Below are 14,917 nucleotides of genomic sequence, written 5' to 3' on the forward strand. Positions count from 1 at the left end.
TATGACCACATTGTCGACCAGGTTGCAGATGCTTGGAACAGCTTTCGAAAAGATGCAGAACAAGTGCGGCATCTGTGCAGCAGGGAATGGGCCAGACTGACCAAATAGATAATGGAATTGGTATTATCTATCCGCGGCTTTCAACAAGCCTTGCTGTGGTGTCAGGTATACGTCCGATGGATCTGTGCGCATTGACGCGCCCCGCAGGGCTGCAATGCTCACGCAAGCTCTATTCTGCTAACTGACGAAACCAGGGCTCGAGAAACTCGACTATTTCACCTTGGGCGCGTTGGTTCGGGTGGATCCCGTCGGCTTGCATTAGTTCAGGCTGAACGGCGATTGGCTCCATAAAGAAGGGCACCAAGGTGAGCTCATACTGTTCGGTTAAGGTGGTAAAGATCTGCGCAAACGCTTGGGTATATCGCCGGCCGTAATTGGGCGGGAGGGCGATCTCCGACAGCATGACGCGACTGCCGGCAGCGAGGCTTTGATCGATAATGCTCTCTAAGTTTTGCTGGGTGTGCATCGGTGGGAAGCCGCGAAGCCCGTCATTGCCACCCAGCTCAATGAAGATCCAGTCCGGCGTGTGCTGGTGCAATAGCTTGGCCAATCGATTGCGCCCCCCTGCGGTGGTCTCACCGCTGATCGAGGCGTTGATCAGCGTCAGATCGGGGTGCTTCTGTTGCATCAAAGTGACCCATCCCTCTTTTTCATCCATGCCATAGCTTGCACTGAGGCTATCTCCCAGTATTAAAATGGAGACGGATTGTGCCCAGACCAGGTTGAACCCGGCGCTTAATACAAATACAACGATTAGCAAGGATTGCCGCACTATGATCTCTCCACCCAATGATCTTGCCATTCATGTTTCCGACTTGAGCCGTCATGTCCCCGCTCTAGAGGGGCATTTATCGATCCTTAACGGCGTTGATCTTGATGTCAAGCGCGGCGAGTCTTTAGCCATCACCGGCCCCTCTGGCGCAGGCAAGTCGACCTTGCTGGCGCTGCTTGCTGGATTGGACCGAGCCGATCAGGGGGCGATCTGGTTAGCCGGAGAGCCGTTGCATCAGCTGGATGAGGAGCAGCGGGCATCCCTGAGAGGCCGGAGAGTTGGCTTTGTTTTTCAGTCTTTTATGTTGGTGGACAGTCTCACCGCGCTGGAAAATGTGATGCTCCCGCTGGAGTTGGCTGGGGGCAAGGCCGCGCGATCGCAAGCCGAAGCACTGCTGCATCGCGTTGGGTTGTCGCAACGTTTGACGCACTTTCCCAATCAGTTGTCCGGTGGTGAGCAGCAGCGGGTCGCCATCGCGCGGGCGTTTGTGAGCCAGCCTGAGATCCTGTTTGCCGATGAGCCGACCGGTAATCTGGATCATCACAACAGCGCCCTGGTGGAGGATCTGTTGTTTGAGCTCAACCGTGAGCATGGCACCACGCTGGTCTTGGTTACCCACGATCTGACCTTGGCACAACGATGCCAGCGTCAGGTTCGGATGGTGGCTGGTCAATTGGAGGCGTCATGACTCCTTGGGCATTGGCATGGCGTTTGTTCCGCCGCGAGTTGCAAGGGGGGCAGTTGCGCCTGATCACCGCTGCCCTGACGTTAGCAGTGTTATCGGTCACCAGTTTGGGGTTGGTCAGTGATCGCCTCAAACAGGGATTAATGGCGCAGGCAACGACGTTCTTAGCGGCGGATCGCGTCCTTAATTCGCCTCAAGCTGTTGCGCCGGAATGGTTGGCGCAGGCGGAGGCTGAGGGGTTAGTGAGTGCACAGGTGCTCTCGTTTCAGTCGATGATCTTTGTCGGCGAGCAATTGCAGTTGGTTTCGGTCAAGGCGGTCACGGCCGAATATCCGCTCAAGGGGCAGATCGAGCCATTGACCACGCTCGACAGCGCGTTACCGAGTCTGGGCACGGTATGGTTTGATGGGCGCTTGAGTCATTTGCTGACGGACTTCAATGAGGTTGAGTTGGGTGAGGCGGATCTTGCCGTGAGCGGCGCGTTCGCTCGTCTGCCTGATGGGGGCTTTAACGTGTTTGCGTCGGCGCCAACGGTGCTAATGCGGATGGAGGATGTGGCACAAACTGGCGTGGTGCAGCCCGGTAGTCGATTGACTTGGCGTTACCAGTTCACCGGCGATCCGGGCGCTATCCAGCGCTTCGAGCGCTGGTTATTGCCGCAGTTAACCAGCAGCCAGCGTTGGTTGGATGTAAAACAGCAAGATTCGCCGCTATCACGGGCGATCGAGCGCGCCGAGCAGTTTATGTTGCTGGCAACCCTGCTGGGGATCGCATTGGCCTGTGGCGCGGTTGGCGTTGCGGCGCGACGTTATTGCCAGCGGCATCTGGATGTGGTCGCCATGTTTAAGACCTTGGGGGCCAGCCATCGCCAGATCCGTCGGGTGTTCATGCTTCATTTGGCGTTGACGACCGGGTTGGGGATCGCCGCGGGACTGATTTTGGGCAGTGCCGGCGCCGGCTTGATTGGCCAGCTGTTGCCTAGCGAGTTGCCGCTTGCGGCGGGCGATCCTTGGCGGGCGATGGCGCTTGGGATCGCGACTGGGTTGATCGCGGCCATTGGATTTACCCTGTACCCCTTGCTGCGATTGCTCAAGGTTCCACCGCTGCGGGTGTTGCGGCGCGATCTGGATCCGATGGCGTGGGGTCTTTGGCTCAATGGGTTGCTGTCGTTATTGGCACTGTCCCTCCTGGCTTGGCTTTATAGCGGCAGTTGGACCATGACTTGGGTATTGATCGCGGGCGCCGGGGCCTTGGCACTTCTGCTTGGGGCGGTGGGTTTTGCTTTGCTCAGTTGGGGCCGACAGCTGGGGATCCGGACCGGCTCGGCGCTGCAGCTGGCGTTGGCCGGACTGCGTCGGCGCGCCGGGGAGAATGTGCTGCAGTTGGTGGGGTTTACGGTGGCATTGATGTTGCTGTTAACGGTATTGGCATTGCGGCAAGATCTGCTGGAGGATTGGCAACGGCAACTGCCCGTGGGTACACCGGATCATTTTCTGGTGAATATTTCGCCGGAGCAGCGCGAGCCGATGACGCAGTTTCTGGCTGAGCGCTCGGTTGCCGCGACCGAGCTGTACCCGATGATCCGGGGTCGTCTATCGGCGATCAATGGCGATGAGGTGCGTCGAGCGGTGACCAAAGAGGCGGAGGGCGAGCCGGGGGCGGACGGGCCTCGGGGGATAGGGCGTGAGTTGAACCTGACCTACCGGACGACCTTGCCGCCGAACAATCCGATCACGGCCGGCCAGTGGTTTGCCTCGGAGGCCACTGATGAGGTGTCGGTCGAGTCTCAGGTGGCACTGCGGCTCGGGATCGGGTTGGGGGATCGCTTGTCTTTCACCATCGATGGTCAGGCGTTCTCGGTGAGGGTCACGAGTCTGCGTGAGGTCAACTGGCAAACCATGCAGCCGAATTTCTTTATGATCTTTCCGCCGGCGGTGCTCGAGCGCTTCTACCCGACCTACATCGCCAGTTTCTATCACCCGCAGGATCAACCCGAGTTGGTGGCGCAATTGATCCGCCAATTCCCGACGGTGTCGGTGCTCGATGTCGGGGCGATGATCCATCAATTGCGGGATGTGGTGGATCAGGTGTCGTTGGCGCTGGGTTGGGTATTGGCCGTTGTACTGCTGGCGTCGAGCCTGTTGTTATTGGCTCAGACCGAGGCAGGAATGGCGTCTCGCCGGCAGGAGCTGGCCATTATGCGGACCATCGGCGCCAGTGGGCGCTTACTGCGCCAGGCGGTGAGCTGGGAATTTGCCTTGTTGGGGGCGCTGTCGGGTCTGTTGGCTGTGATCGTGGCGGAGTTGCTGCTGTTTTTGATCAAAACCCAGTTGTTTGATCTGGTGGTGCAACCGCACTGGATCTGGTGGCCCACTATCCCGTTGTTGGGTGCAGGGCTCATCGGCCTGTTGGGCCGCTGGGCTTGTCGTCGATTGCTGGCTAATCGGTGCGCGGCGTTGCTGCTGCGCTAAGCAGATCCTGCAGGGCGGGTTCGAGCTGGGGGAAGCGGAATTCGAATCCGCTGGCAAGGGCGGCGCGGGGCAGTACGGCCTGGCCGGTCAGTAACAGCTCACTCATCTCGCCTAAGGCGGCCTTCAGTACGAAGCTGGGGGCCGGCAGTTTGGCCGGCCGGTGCAGGGCGTGGCCTAAGGCGGTGCTGAATTCGCGGTTGCTGATCGGGTTTGGGCTGGTGGCGTTGTAGATCCCGGCCGGTGGGGCGTTGTTGATCAGGTGCAGGATCAGGCCGAGCAGATCGCTGCGGTGGATCCAGGACATCATCTGCCGGCCATTGCCTATCGGCCCGCCTAAACCTAAGCGGAAGGCGGGCAACATTTTGTTGAGCGCGCCTCCCTCTGGGTGCAGAACCAAGCCGATCCGCAGCAGATAGAGCCGGCAGTGTGGTTCGACCCGTTTGGCCAGTAGCTCCCAGCGCTCGCAAACCTGCGCCGCAAAGTCCAACGCAGGGCAGGGGGTGGTTTCGTCAACCGGCTCAGCGTCCCGGGGCCCGTAGATCCCGATCGCAGAGGCGTTAAGCCAGATCTTGGGCGGGGCGACCCCACTGTTGCACAAGGCGGCCAGTTTTTGTGTGGTATCCCAGCGAGAGTCACAGATCGCGCGCTTCTTGCGCATGGTCCAGCGGGCGCCGGCGATCGGCTCACCGGCCAGGTTGATCACCGCATCGAAGCCGTCAAGATTGGACAGGGTGGCTAGGGAGCGTAGGTATTGATGTTGATGGCCGAAACGTTTTTCCGCCTGGGCTGGTTCACGGGTCAGGAGGGTGAGTTGATGCTCGTTGAGCAAAGGGAGGAGGGCGGAGCCGATAAAGCCGGTACCTCCGGTGATCAGGATCTTCATCTTGTGGCTCCTTACTGCGATTAGTTGGGGCGTTGCCAACTGAGCGACATCGACACGGAATCGGCAAACCGCAAGGCGTGGGGTTTGTCGATCTCCACCGTGGCGTTGTCGACCCAGTGATGTTCACAGCATAGCCCGAGTACCTCTGCGGTGAGCTTTTCCAGCAGACTAAAGCGATTATTTTCCACCCGCGCGATGATCGCCTTGCAGATGGTGCGATAGTTGAGGGCGTCGTCCATGTTGTCGCTATTGGTGGCGCGGGTGGCGCAATAGGCGATGGTGGCGTTGATCACCACATCTTGTTTGTTTTGGATCTCATCATCGTTTATGCCGATAAAGGTGCGTAAACGTAAATTTTTTATTCGAATTACAGCCTGATCTTGCTTCATAATGTCCCCAATATTTCCTTATGTTGGATAACCAAAGTAATGGTTCCGTCCCCCTTTAATCAAGCTTCTGTTGCTTTGCGTACCACATTGATGCTGGCTGCGCTGGTGGTGATCTTTGCCGGGATCAAGGCCGCCAGTACCATCGTTGTTCCGTTTTTGCTGGCGATGTTTATGGCGATCATCTGCAGCCCTCTGGTCAATCTGTTGATGCGCGCCTATCTGCCACGCTGGCTCGCGATCCTTGCGGTGATCGCCTTGATCCTGCTCGTTAGCGTGTGGTTGGGGGCGGTGGTGGGCAGCTCGGCGGCGGATTTTCGTAGCCAGCTGCCCATGTATCGCGAGCAGCTTACCGGCCAGTTCCAGCCGCTGGTCGATCTGCTGGCCCAGTTCAACGTGCATCTGTCGGTCGAACAGATCCGCGAGCAGTTTGATCCGAGTCGGGCGATGAGCCTGGCGACCGATATCTTGTCCGGGGTAGGCAACCTGATGGCCAATACGCTGCTGATCGTGCTGACGGTGGTGTTTATGCTGTTGGAGGCCTCAGGGGTCAATCGTAAGCTGCACTATGCGTTGGATGATCCTGAAATGCGGGTGAATCAGATCGATCGCTTTATCGAGTCAGTAAACCGTTATCTCGCGATTAAGACCTTGGTTAGCCTGGCCACCGGGGTGTTTTGTGGCTTCGGTTTGTATCTGATCGGCGTGGATTATTACCTGTTGTGGGGACTGCTGGCCTTTTTGCTTAATTACATCCCCAATATCGGCTCGTTCATCGCCGCGATCCCAGCCGTCGCCCTGGCGTTATTGCAGTTTGGCCCGGGCGGCGCCGCCGCTGCCGGCGGGGTCTTTGTCGCTGCCAATATGGTGATGGGCAATGTGATCGAGCCGCGACTGATGGGCCGCACCTTGGGGCTGTCGACCTTGGTGGTGTTCCTGTCTTTGATCTTCTGGGGCTGGTTGCTGGGCTCGGTGGGCATGCTGCTGTCGGTGCCGCTGACCATGATCGTTAAGATCGGCTTGGAATCGTCCAATGATGGCCGCTGGTTGGCGGTTCTGCTTGAGGGCGAGCCCAGCCCCACCAAAACACTTTCTGATGATGATACCGCCGAGGAGCGGGTTTAATGGATCTTGTTACACATTTGCCGGCCGAGTTGCCGGAAACCGGCTGTGTCCGGTTATTTCACGGCCGTGGTCACTGCTTTGCAGGACTGGAGGGCGTTACCTTGGATTGGCTGGCTCCTTCGCTGCTGTTCACCCATTTTTGCCCACTGAGCGAAGAACAGGCGGCCCAATTGGAGGGCCAGATCGCCGTTTGGTGGCAGAGCGTCACGGATCGACCCTTAAGTTTGGTCTGGCAGGATCGTCATAGCCGCCCGGCTCAGACGCGCTGTATCGGCCAGTCTCCGCCTCAGCCCCACTGGGTCGAGGAGTCCGGTCTCTGGTTCGAGTTAGATCTGCTTCGGGGCCAAAATCATGGCCTGTTTCTGGATATGGCCAGCGGTCGTGACTGGGTACGGCAGCACAGTGGTGACAAAAAGGTGCTCAACCTGTTTGCTTACACCTGCGCATTTTCCGTGTTTGCGATGGCCGGTGGTGCCCGTGAGGTGGTGAACCTGGATATGAGTAAGCCTGCGCTGGGCCAAGGCAAGCGAAACCATATGAAAAATGGCTTTGACGCCGGCGTGCGTTACCTTGGGCATGATCTGTTTAAGACCTTTGGAAAGCTGCGAAAGCTCGGCCCATTTGATCTGGTGGTGGTGGATCCGCCCAGCTTCCAGCAAGGCAGTTTTATCGCCACCAAGGATTATCCTCGTTTGCTGCGTCGCCTGGCTGAGCTGATCAGCCCGGGGGGAGAGGCGCTGCTGTGCTTGAACGCTCCGGAGCTTGATCGTGCGTATCTACGCCAGCAAGTGGCTGATCATGCGCCAGAGTTAACCTTTGTTCGACAACTCGACAACCCTGTGACCTTTCCTGAGTCGGACCCCGATCGTGGCCTCAAGGTGTTCCATTACCGTCGGCAGGACGCCGAGAGCAGAGTTAGTCAGGCGTTCTGACCCTCGGCTGATGCCGTGTTGTTTTATGAGCCAGAGCCGGCTGTGCATGTGCCATGCGGCGCAGCCGGATGATCTCACCGATGATCGGAGCTTGCACATCGTGCGGCCGGTGAATTTTTCCCAGAACATGCGCAGCTCGAGCGGCACAACAACCGCTCAATGGCCTGCGCATCATATTGAACCGACGTATTCATCCTCGGTCTCCCTCGTCTGCTTCCCCACCCTGCGCCAACTCGGCGAGCCTTGTTAGAATGATATGTTGTCAGCGGAGGGCGTGATGGCGGATCCGTCTTTCTCTGCTGAACCGATGGCACGCTTGATGTGCTTTTAGCAAATTTCGACACGGTGTTAGACCGAAGATCAGCAAGTTAGCATTAACAGGATGTAATTAAACAACATGACTAATAAAAACAGAAACTTATTGGATCTGGGTGTGAGTTATTGTTAATCTCTGGGTGTGGCTTCACAGGTTTTCACATTGTTTGAGAGGTTAATGGGATGGAACAACAAGACTATCAGGACGCTTATTACCAGATTAAGGATGAAGTCGTGGAAGAGCTTCCGGTCGATCTGGACGAAGATGCTTTCCTCGATTCCTGATCCCACATAAGCTCCAAGATTAAGCAGCGGCCTTCGGGTCGCTGTTTGCGTTTTGGCGCTGACACCTGTGTATCCTGGCGTGTCTCTGATCTAGACTGGCTGCTATTTCCTTGGTTTGAGTAGAAGTATGCGATGGATAGCGTGGTGCGGGGCAGTCATTCTGGGGACGGCTCAGGCCGCCCTGATAGAGCCTGAGGCAGCAACCGGGTTCCAGGCGCGTGAGGTGGCTTGGGGTCAGGACTACATGGCGGCGACCGCCAACCCCTACGCGACGGAAGCGGCTCAGGCGATCTTGGCGCAAGGGGGCAGCGCAGTGGATGCGGCTATCACGGCGCAGATGGTGCTGACCTTAACCGAGCCGCAATCCTCGGGAATAGGTGGTGGGCTGTTTATGTTGCTGTGGGATGCGCAGGCGCAGCAGATGGTCAGCTTAGATGGGCGGGAGACAGCACCGAAGGCGGCAACGCCCTCGCTGTTTATGCAAGATGACGCAACACCGATGCGCTGGTTGGATGCGGTGATCGGCGGGCGCGCAGTGGGCACGCCCGGGGCGGTTGCGGCACTGTACCAAGCCCATCAACGCTATGGTGTGTTGCCTTGGTCAACCTTGCTGCAACCGGCGATCATCCTCGCTCAAGAAGGGTTTATCGTCTCGCCCCGCCTGGCGAAGTTACTGGCGGCGGAGATCAATCCGGGGTTGCAGCGGCCGGGGCCGGCGAATCGTTATTTTGCGCCAGAGGGCCATTGGCTCGAAGCCGGTCAGCGCCGAACCAATCCGGAGCTCGCAAAGACGCTGACGACGCTGGCCAACGCCGGTGCGGCGGGGTTTTATCAGGGGCCATTAGCGCTGCGCATGGTTGAGGCGGTTCAGCAGGATCCGGATCGACCGGGCTTGTTGACCGAGGCGGATCTGGCGCAGTACCGGGCGCAGTGGCGGAAGCCTGTGTGTACCCGCTACCGGCGTCATTCTGTATGCGGCATGGGCCCTCCTAGCTCAGGTGGGATCGCCGTCGGACAGATCATGGCGCTATTGGAGCCACACGATATCAAGGCCATTGCCAACGACAGCGTGGCCTTTACCCATCTCTACAGCCAGGCGTCGCGATTGGCTTATGCCGATCGCGGTCTCTATGTGGCGGACAGTGATTATGTCGAGGTGCCGACGGAAGCACTGCTGGATCCTGCTTATCTACAGCGGCGTGGCGAGGCGTTGCTGTCGTTGACGGATCCGGGTCAGGCTCAACCCGGGCGTGTCGGTGGATCCAACGGGGCGGATCAGACTCAGCCGCTGCCCTCGACCACGCATATGGTGATGGCGGATCCACAGGGCAATCTGTTGAGCCTGACCTCGAGTATTGAGATGGGCTTTGGCTCCACTGTGATGGTAGGCGGTTTTTTGTTGAATAATCAGTTAACCGATTTCTCTTTGCATCCCGGCAGTGCGCCGGCGCTTGCGGCCAATCGGGTGCAAGGGGGCAAGCGGCCGCGGTCTTCGATGGCACCCACTATCGTGCTGGATCCACAGGGGCAACCGAGTTTGGCGCTGGGCTCGCCAGGGGGCAGCCGGATCATCAACTACGTATCGCAGATGTTAGTCGCTTTGCTGGACTGGCAGTTGCCGCTAGCTGAGGCGTTGGCGCTGCCTCGGATCAGCCATCGGAACGATTATCTGCTGCTCGAATCGGAGCGGAGCGATCCTACGCTGGTCGAGGCGATGTCGGCAAAAGGCTATGACGTCAAGCTCGGGCCGTTAAACAGCGGGGTGCAGGTGATCCAGCGGGCCGGTAAGGGCTGGTACGGGGCGGCGGATCCGCGCAGAGAGGGCACCGCCCTCGGTGGGCAAATGGTCGAGCGTAAGTCGGCGCATTAGCCGTTGCTGTTAAAGGGATCGGCGTACAGTTCGGTGATCAACCAGCGATCATTGAGCCGGGTCAATTGCACGCGCCGATCATCCATAATGAATTGGCCGTTGCGATAGCCTGTGAGCTTGATCAGGACATTGACTTCGTCGGTTTGCCGGCGGAAGAAGTCGATGTCCACCTCGGCGATCCCCACATTGACCTCGGTGAGATTGAGGCCCAAGAGGTTGCGTTGGATCTGGCTGGCAAGGCGATAGTGTTGCAGCAGCTCGGCGATGGCAGGATCCACCAATTGCGTGGCCGCTGCCACATCATGCTCGATGTAGATCGCTTGGAAAAAGGCCAGTGCCGTTGTTTCCGGTTTTTCGGTGGGGGGGGACGGGCGACACGCCATCAAAGCAACCGCGATCACCAACATCAAACTGAGCTTCATTAAGATCTCCTCATTCAGTCGCTACCATAGGCGGGCCTCTGCCATAGTTCAACTTCAATCTGCTTGATCCAGATCAGCGGTGCCCCGGGTTAATTTGTGGTTAACTGAGTGTAACTGACGGGTGGCAAGGAGGGCGCTTGAAACGAGTTCAACTGATGAGGACGCTGCTGGACAGTGGGCGGGATCTGTGTCCCATTGTTCTGGTTGTGCTGTTTTTTCAGTGGGGGGTACTTGGCCAGCCGTTGCCGGGGTTGATGGAGATCATACTGGGCTTGCTGCTGGTGGTGACAGGGTTAACCCTGTTTATCTATGGCTTGGAGCTGGCTCTGTTTCCTATCGGCGAGTCGCTGGCGCAGGCATTTGCCCGTAAAGGTTCGGTCTTCTGGTTATTAACCTTCGCATTTCTTTTGGGGTTTGGTACGACGGTGGCCGAGCCTGCGTTGATCGCCGTGGCCGAAGAGGCGGCAGAGATCGCCGCTGAAGCCGGGCAGATCGGTTCGGGAGAGGCGAGTGAATCTCGTTATGCCAATCAATTGAGGCTCACCGTTGCGTTATCGGTGGGGCTTGCCATCGTGCTTGGGGTGCTTCGGATCCTGCTGGGTTGGTCTTTGCCATTAATGATGATCGGCGGTTATTTGCTGGTGATGCTGCTGACATTGTTTGCGCCGGCCTCCATCATCGGCATCGCTTACGACTCCGGCGGGGTGACCACCTCGACCATTACCGTGCCTTTAGTCACGGCGTTGGGGGTCGGGCTGGCCAACAGCATTGAGGGACGTAATCCGATGTTGGATGGCTTTGGTCTGATCGCCTTTGCGTCGTTACTGCCGATCATCTTCGTACTGTTATTTGGGATCCTGCTGCCATGGCTTGGTTGATTGAGATCGCGACCACGTTACTGTCCACTATGGTGGACGTCGTTCCTATTGTGGCCGTGCTGTTTGGGTTTCAATACTGGGTATTGCGCCAGCCCTTGGCGCAGCTGAAAGAGAAGTTATTTGGCCTGGGATGCGTGATCCTGGGCTTGGCGTTGTTTTTGGTGGGGCTGGAGCGGTCGCTGTTCCCCCTTGGCGAGGTGATGGCCAGTCAATTGACGGCGCCGGCTTTCTTAGGTCAGCCGGAGTTTTGGTGGCAGTACTACTGGGTGTACCTGTTTGCTTTTGCCATTGGCTTCGCCACGACGGTGGCAGAACCCTCATTGATCGCTGTCGCGATGAAGGCGGAGGAGATCAGTGGCGGCAGTATCAAGCCCTGGGGATTGCGCTTCGCCGTTGCCCTTGGGGTCGCGTCTGGGATCTCGCTGGGTTGTTATCGCATCGTGGTGGGCGATCCGATCCACTGGTATATCTTGGCCGGCTATTTGGTGGTGGTGATCCAAACTCGGTTTGCACCGGACACCATTATCCCTTTGGCTTACGATTCGGGCGGGGTGACGACATCGACCGTGACCGTGCCGCTGGTTGCGGCACTGGGGCTGGGCTTGGCGACGTCGATCCCAGGACGCAGTGCGCTGATCGATGGCTTTGGGCTGATCGCCTTTGCCAGTTTATTTCCAATTATGACTGTGATGGGTTATGCCCAGTTGATCCAATGGCGGCAGCGCCGTCAATCTGTGCGAGGTGAAGGATGCGCTTCAAGTTAATTGTGGCGTTTGTTGATGATCAGCAAACGCAGGCTTTGGTCAAAGCGGCGAGGGATGCCGGAGCAACCGGTGTCACGCTGATCAATCATGCGCGGGGCGAAGGCTTGAAGCCGAAGAAGACCTTCTTCGGTTTGAATCTGGAGCTGCAACGGGATGTCTTGCTCTTCGTGGTTGAGGAGCACTTGGCACGGACGGTGTTGGAGCAATTGGCCGAAACCGGTCAGTTTGATCATACCCCAGGGACGGGGATCGCCGTCCAATTGGATGTGGAAGACGTGGTTGGGGTGGCGCACCAGATAGAAAGCCTCAGCGGCAAGGTGGAGGAAAAGTTATGACGACCCGAACGGTAGTACAGCAAGTGATGAGCGATCACTGGTTTGAAATGGATGGATTGCATACCGTGGCGGAGGCGGTTGAAAAGCTGAAGCAGAAAGGGGCGGAAGCGATCATCATTGCCAAGCGGGATGACGGCGATGAATACGGCCTGGTGTTGCTGTCGGACATCGGTAAGCGGGTGATCGCTAAGGATCGGGCGACTGCGCGGGTAAACCTGTATGAGATCATGTCGAAGCCGGTGATAACCGTGTCGACGGAGATGGATATTCGATATTGCGCGCGTTTATTCGAGCGGTTTGGTATTAATCAGGCGCCGGTGGTTGAGGGAGAGGTGATCGTCGGCTTGGTGAGCTACCGAGATCTGGTGCTCAACAGCACCCAGTGATTTATCCACAGAATCTGTGGACAAGCCTGTTGAAACGCCAGTGCATAGTTTTTAACTAGATGAAATTAAAGAAGTTAGATGGGGTGTCTAGTTTTGCGTCATCCCTCTGATATTGCCCTAAAACGGGGCAGAGATCTATCTCTGTGGATAAAAAAAACCGGACTCATGGAGTCCGGTTTTTTGTGACTTAGCCGTTGGCCTGGATGGCCGTCAGGGCGATGGTGTAGACGATGTCTTCCACCAGAGCGCCACGGGACAAGTCGTTGACCGGCTTGCGCATGCCTTGCAGCATTGGACCGATGGAGATCAGATCCGCAGAGCGCTGTACCGCTTTGTAGGTGGTGTTACCGGTGTTCAGATCCGGGAACACGAACACAGTGGCCTGACCGGCTACTTTACTGTTCGGTGCCTTGGACGCTGCTACGTTTGGCATTACCGCCGCATCGTACTGCAGAGGACCGTCGATCATCAGATCTGGACGCTTCTCTTGGGCGATGCGAGTCGCTTCGCGCACTTTCTCTACGTCTGCGCCGGTGCCAGAGGCGCCGGTGGAGTAGGAGATCATCGCAACCTTAGGCTCAATACCAAAGGACTTGGCGGAGTCGGCGGATTGGATGGCGATCTCAGCCAACTGCTCGGCGTTTGGATCCGGGTTAATGGCGCAGTCACCGTAAACCAGAACCTGATCAGGCAGCAGCATGAAGAAGATGGAGGAGACCAAAGAGGCGCCTGGCGCGGTCTTGATCAGCTGCAGCGGTGGACGGATGGTGTTCGCGGTGGTGTGTACCGCACCGGAAACCAAGCCATCAACCTCATCTTCGGCCAACATCATGGTACCCAGTACCACGTTGTCCTGCAGTTGCTCGCGGGCAACCACTTCGGTCAGGCCCTTGTTGCGGCGCAATTCGCACATAGGGGCAACGAAGCGCTCACGAGCGGTTTCAGGATCGACGATCTCGATGCCTTCGCCCAGAGTCACGCCCTGTTGCTCAGCCACGCGGCGGATCTCGGCAGGGTTACCCACCAGAACACACTCAGCGATACCGCGCTCGGCACAGATGGCCGCCGCTTTCACGGTGCGTGGCTCATCGCCTTCTGGCAGGACAACGCGCTTGCCCGCTTTACGCGCCAGCTCGGTCAGTTGGTAGCGGAAAGCCGGTGGGCTCAGACGACGCTCACGCTTGGAGTTGTCGGTCAGGCTCTCAACAAACTTGCGGTCGATGTGGGAGGCAACAAAGTTTTGCGCTTCTTCGATACGCTCCATGTCATCCAGAGGCACTTCATGGTTGAAGTTCTGAATATTCAGCGCGGTCTGCCAAGTGTTGGTGTCCGCCATGAAGACCGGCAGGCCGGTATCGAAGGCTTGCTGACACAGACGCTCAACCTGCTCGTCCAGCTCGTAGCCGCCGGTCAGCAGCAGAGCACCCAGCTTCATGCCGTTCATGGCCGCCAGACAGACAGAGACAACCACGTCTTCACGGTCGGCAGAGGTAACCAGCAGCGAGTCCGCCTGCAGGTGACCGATCATGTTCGGGATGGAGCGGGCACAGAAGCTGACACGACGCAGACGGCGGCTGTTCATGTCACCGGCGTTAACGATACGCGCGCCCAGGTGCTTGGCCAGATCGGACGCACGAGGCGAAACCAGACCCAGGTTGTACGGCACCGCACCCAGGATCGGCACAGGGCTGTTGGCGGACAGCTGGAACATCTCTGACTGAGAGCCGCGCACCACACCTTCGTGGTCAAACGCTTCGGACAGATCAGGACGAGCACGGCCGCGCTCATCAACCGGTGCGCCGATCTTGTTGACGATGGCACCCAAGATACGTTTGTTGGCCTTACCGCCAAAGTTGTTTACTGCGACTTCCAGACGGCTCTGAACCTGTGCGGCAGAGTCGGAACCTGGGTTGATCACCAGCACGATGTCCGCATCCATTGCCTTGGCGATGCGACCGTTCAGAGTGTTGGCAAACGGGTGGGTGCGGGTCGGAACCAGACCTTCCAGCACCAGCACTTCTGCGTCGGCTTCGGTCGGTTTGGCGGCGGCAACGATCTCTTCCAGCAGCACGTCGGTATCACCGGCGGTGATGCACTGCTCCGCGAACTCCATGGTCAACGGCTCTGGCGGGTTGATGGTGGGTGAGGTTCCCAGGATGGTGCTGGAACGCTCAGGGCCCAGATCGCCAGGACGTTGCTGGGCGATCGGCTTGAAGAAGTTTACCTTGGCGCCTTGACGCTCCAGTGCACGGACCATGCCCATGCTTACGGAGGTCAGGCCAACTCCGGTACCTACCGGAACTAACATAATGGATCGGGACATAAATTCCTCGTTATAACCCAAAACG

At 58.0% G+C, this 14,917-nt stretch carries 14 protein-coding genes; 9 read left to right on the forward strand and 5 right to left on the reverse strand.

The window, feature by feature from the left end; genetic code table 11:
• Positions 1-229 precede the first annotated feature (229 nt).
• Positions 230-862, reverse strand: a complete 633-nt coding sequence (locus tag ABEA08_RS19640; RefSeq protein WP_345337117.1) for an arylesterase — start codon at positions 860-862, stop codon at positions 230-232.
• Here ABEA08_RS19640 and ABEA08_RS19645 point away from each other — a divergent pair.
• Together ABEA08_RS19645 and ABEA08_RS19650 are read left to right on the forward strand one after the other, a co-directional pair.
• Entirely contained in the window at positions 834-1,520 is a 687-nt protein-coding gene (locus ABEA08_RS19645) for an ABC transporter ATP-binding protein (RefSeq protein ID WP_345337118.1), read from the forward strand. The genes ABEA08_RS19640 and ABEA08_RS19645 overlap by 29 nt on opposite strands.
• Positions 1,517-3,988: an ABC transporter permease gene (locus ABEA08_RS19650; protein ID WP_345337119.1), complete on the forward strand. Its 2,472-nt coding sequence runs from the start codon at positions 1,517-1,519 to the stop codon at positions 3,986-3,988. Before ABEA08_RS19645 ends, ABEA08_RS19650 begins: the two co-directional genes overlap by 4 nt.
• On the opposite strand, the gene ABEA08_RS19655 is transcribed toward ABEA08_RS19650, so the two are convergent.
• Positions 3,957-4,871 carry a TIGR01777 family oxidoreductase gene (locus ABEA08_RS19655; protein WP_345337120.1) on the reverse strand — a complete coding sequence of 305 codons (915 nt, stop codon included), beginning with the start codon at positions 4,869-4,871 and terminating at the stop codon, positions 3,957-3,959. The two genes, ABEA08_RS19650 and ABEA08_RS19655, sit on opposite strands and share 32 nt — an antisense overlap.
• Positions 4,872-4,891: 20 nt before the next feature.
• A complete protein-coding gene (gene folX, locus ABEA08_RS19660; protein WP_345337121.1) occupies positions 4,892-5,260 on the reverse strand; it encodes a dihydroneopterin triphosphate 2'-epimerase in 369 nt (122 codons plus the stop codon).
• A gap of 39 nt (positions 5,261-5,299) precedes the next feature.
• Between folX and ABEA08_RS19665 the strand changes: the two genes are divergently transcribed.
• From ABEA08_RS19665 to ggt, 3 genes are all read left to right on the forward strand, one after another.
• Entirely contained in the window at positions 5,300-6,382 is a 1,083-nt protein-coding gene (locus ABEA08_RS19665) for an AI-2E family transporter (protein ID WP_345337122.1), read from the forward strand.
• The gene (locus ABEA08_RS19670; RefSeq protein WP_345337123.1) at positions 6,382-7,314 is read left to right on the forward strand and encodes a class I SAM-dependent methyltransferase; all 933 of its coding nucleotides are present in this window, start codon (positions 6,382-6,384) and stop codon (positions 7,312-7,314) included. Before ABEA08_RS19665 ends, ABEA08_RS19670 begins: the two co-directional genes overlap by 1 nt.
• A 727-nt stretch (positions 7,315-8,041) precedes the next feature.
• On the forward strand, positions 8,042-9,784 hold the full coding sequence (gene ggt, locus ABEA08_RS19675) for a gamma-glutamyltransferase (RefSeq protein WP_345337124.1): 1,743 nt from the start codon (positions 8,042-8,044) through the stop codon (positions 9,782-9,784).
• Here the strand turns inward: ggt and ABEA08_RS19680 are convergent.
• Complete coding sequence (locus tag ABEA08_RS19680; protein ID WP_345337125.1) at positions 9,781-10,206, reverse strand: hypothetical protein; 426 nt, start codon at positions 10,204-10,206, stop codon at positions 9,781-9,783. The two genes, ggt and ABEA08_RS19680, sit on opposite strands and share 4 nt — an antisense overlap.
• Positions 10,207-10,361: 155 nt before the next feature.
• Here ABEA08_RS19680 and ABEA08_RS19685 point away from each other — a divergent pair, with 155 nt between their 5' ends.
• The 4 genes from ABEA08_RS19685 to ABEA08_RS19700 are packed head-to-tail and all read left to right on the forward strand — an operon-like array spanning position 10,362 to position 12,569.
• Positions 10,362-11,084, forward strand: coding sequence for a DUF1538 family protein (locus ABEA08_RS19685; protein ID WP_345337215.1), 723 nt, complete (start codon positions 10,362-10,364; stop codon positions 11,082-11,084).
• On the forward strand, positions 11,072-11,848 hold the full coding sequence (locus ABEA08_RS19690) for a DUF1538 domain-containing protein (protein ID WP_345337126.1): 777 nt from the start codon (positions 11,072-11,074) through the stop codon (positions 11,846-11,848). The genes ABEA08_RS19685 and ABEA08_RS19690 overlap by 13 nt, the downstream gene beginning before the upstream one ends.
• Positions 11,833-12,183 (forward strand): P-II family nitrogen regulator, encoded by a 351-nt coding sequence (locus ABEA08_RS19695; protein WP_345337127.1) that lies wholly within the window; start codon positions 11,833-11,835, stop codon positions 12,181-12,183. Before ABEA08_RS19690 ends, ABEA08_RS19695 begins: the two co-directional genes overlap by 16 nt.
• Positions 12,180-12,569 (forward strand): CBS domain-containing protein, encoded by a 390-nt coding sequence (locus ABEA08_RS19700; protein WP_345337128.1) that lies wholly within the window; start codon positions 12,180-12,182, stop codon positions 12,567-12,569. Before ABEA08_RS19695 ends, ABEA08_RS19700 begins: the two co-directional genes overlap by 4 nt.
• 187 nt (positions 12,570-12,756) lie before the next feature.
• Here the strand turns inward: ABEA08_RS19700 and pta are convergent, their stop codons facing one another.
• Positions 12,757-14,892 carry a phosphate acetyltransferase gene (gene pta / locus ABEA08_RS19705; RefSeq protein ID WP_345337129.1) on the reverse strand — a complete coding sequence of 712 codons (2,136 nt, stop codon included), beginning with the start codon at positions 14,890-14,892 and terminating at the stop codon, positions 12,757-12,759.
• Between the last annotated feature and the right edge of the window lie 25 nt (positions 14,893-14,917).

It is taken from the genome of Ferrimonas pelagia (assembly GCF_039543565.1).
Classification (GTDB): Bacteria; Pseudomonadota; Gammaproteobacteria; order Enterobacterales; family Shewanellaceae; genus Ferrimonas; species Ferrimonas pelagia.

Coding starts and splice junctions, on each gene's coding strand:
- pta (WP_345337129.1), bottom strand. CDS start 14,892: ATGTCCCGATCCATTATGTTAGTTCCGGTAGGTACCGGAGTTGGCCTG.
- ABEA08_RS19665 (WP_345337122.1), top strand. CDS start 5,300: ATGGTTCCGTCCCCCTTTAATCAAGCTTCTGTTGCTTTGCGTACCACA.
- ABEA08_RS19695 (WP_345337127.1), top strand. CDS start 11,833: ATGCGCTTCAAGTTAATTGTGGCGTTTGTTGATGATCAGCAAACGCAG.
- folX (WP_345337121.1), bottom strand. CDS start 5,260: ATGAAGCAAGATCAGGCTGTAATTCGAATAAAAAATTTACGTTTACGC.
- ABEA08_RS19700 (WP_345337128.1), top strand. CDS start 12,180: ATGACGACCCGAACGGTAGTACAGCAAGTGATGAGCGATCACTGGTTT.
- ABEA08_RS19655 (WP_345337120.1), bottom strand. CDS start 4,871: ATGAAGATCCTGATCACCGGAGGTACCGGCTTTATCGGCTCCGCCCTC.
- ABEA08_RS19650 (WP_345337119.1), top strand. CDS start 1,517: ATGACTCCTTGGGCATTGGCATGGCGTTTGTTCCGCCGCGAGTTGCAA.
- ABEA08_RS19640 (WP_345337117.1), bottom strand. CDS start 862: ATGGCAAGATCATTGGGTGGAGAGATCATAGTGCGGCAATCCTTGCTA.
- ggt (WP_345337124.1), top strand. CDS start 8,042: ATGCGATGGATAGCGTGGTGCGGGGCAGTCATTCTGGGGACGGCTCAG.
- ABEA08_RS19685 (WP_345337215.1), top strand. CDS start 10,362: ATGAGGACGCTGCTGGACAGTGGGCGGGATCTGTGTCCCATTGTTCTG.
- ABEA08_RS19680 (WP_345337125.1), bottom strand. CDS start 10,206: ATGAAGCTCAGTTTGATGTTGGTGATCGCGGTTGCTTTGATGGCGTGT.
- ABEA08_RS19690 (WP_345337126.1), top strand. CDS start 11,072: ATGGCTTGGTTGATTGAGATCGCGACCACGTTACTGTCCACTATGGTG.
- ABEA08_RS19670 (WP_345337123.1), top strand. CDS start 6,382: ATGGATCTTGTTACACATTTGCCGGCCGAGTTGCCGGAAACCGGCTGT.
- ABEA08_RS19645 (WP_345337118.1), top strand. CDS start 834: ATGATCTCTCCACCCAATGATCTTGCCATTCATGTTTCCGACTTGAGC.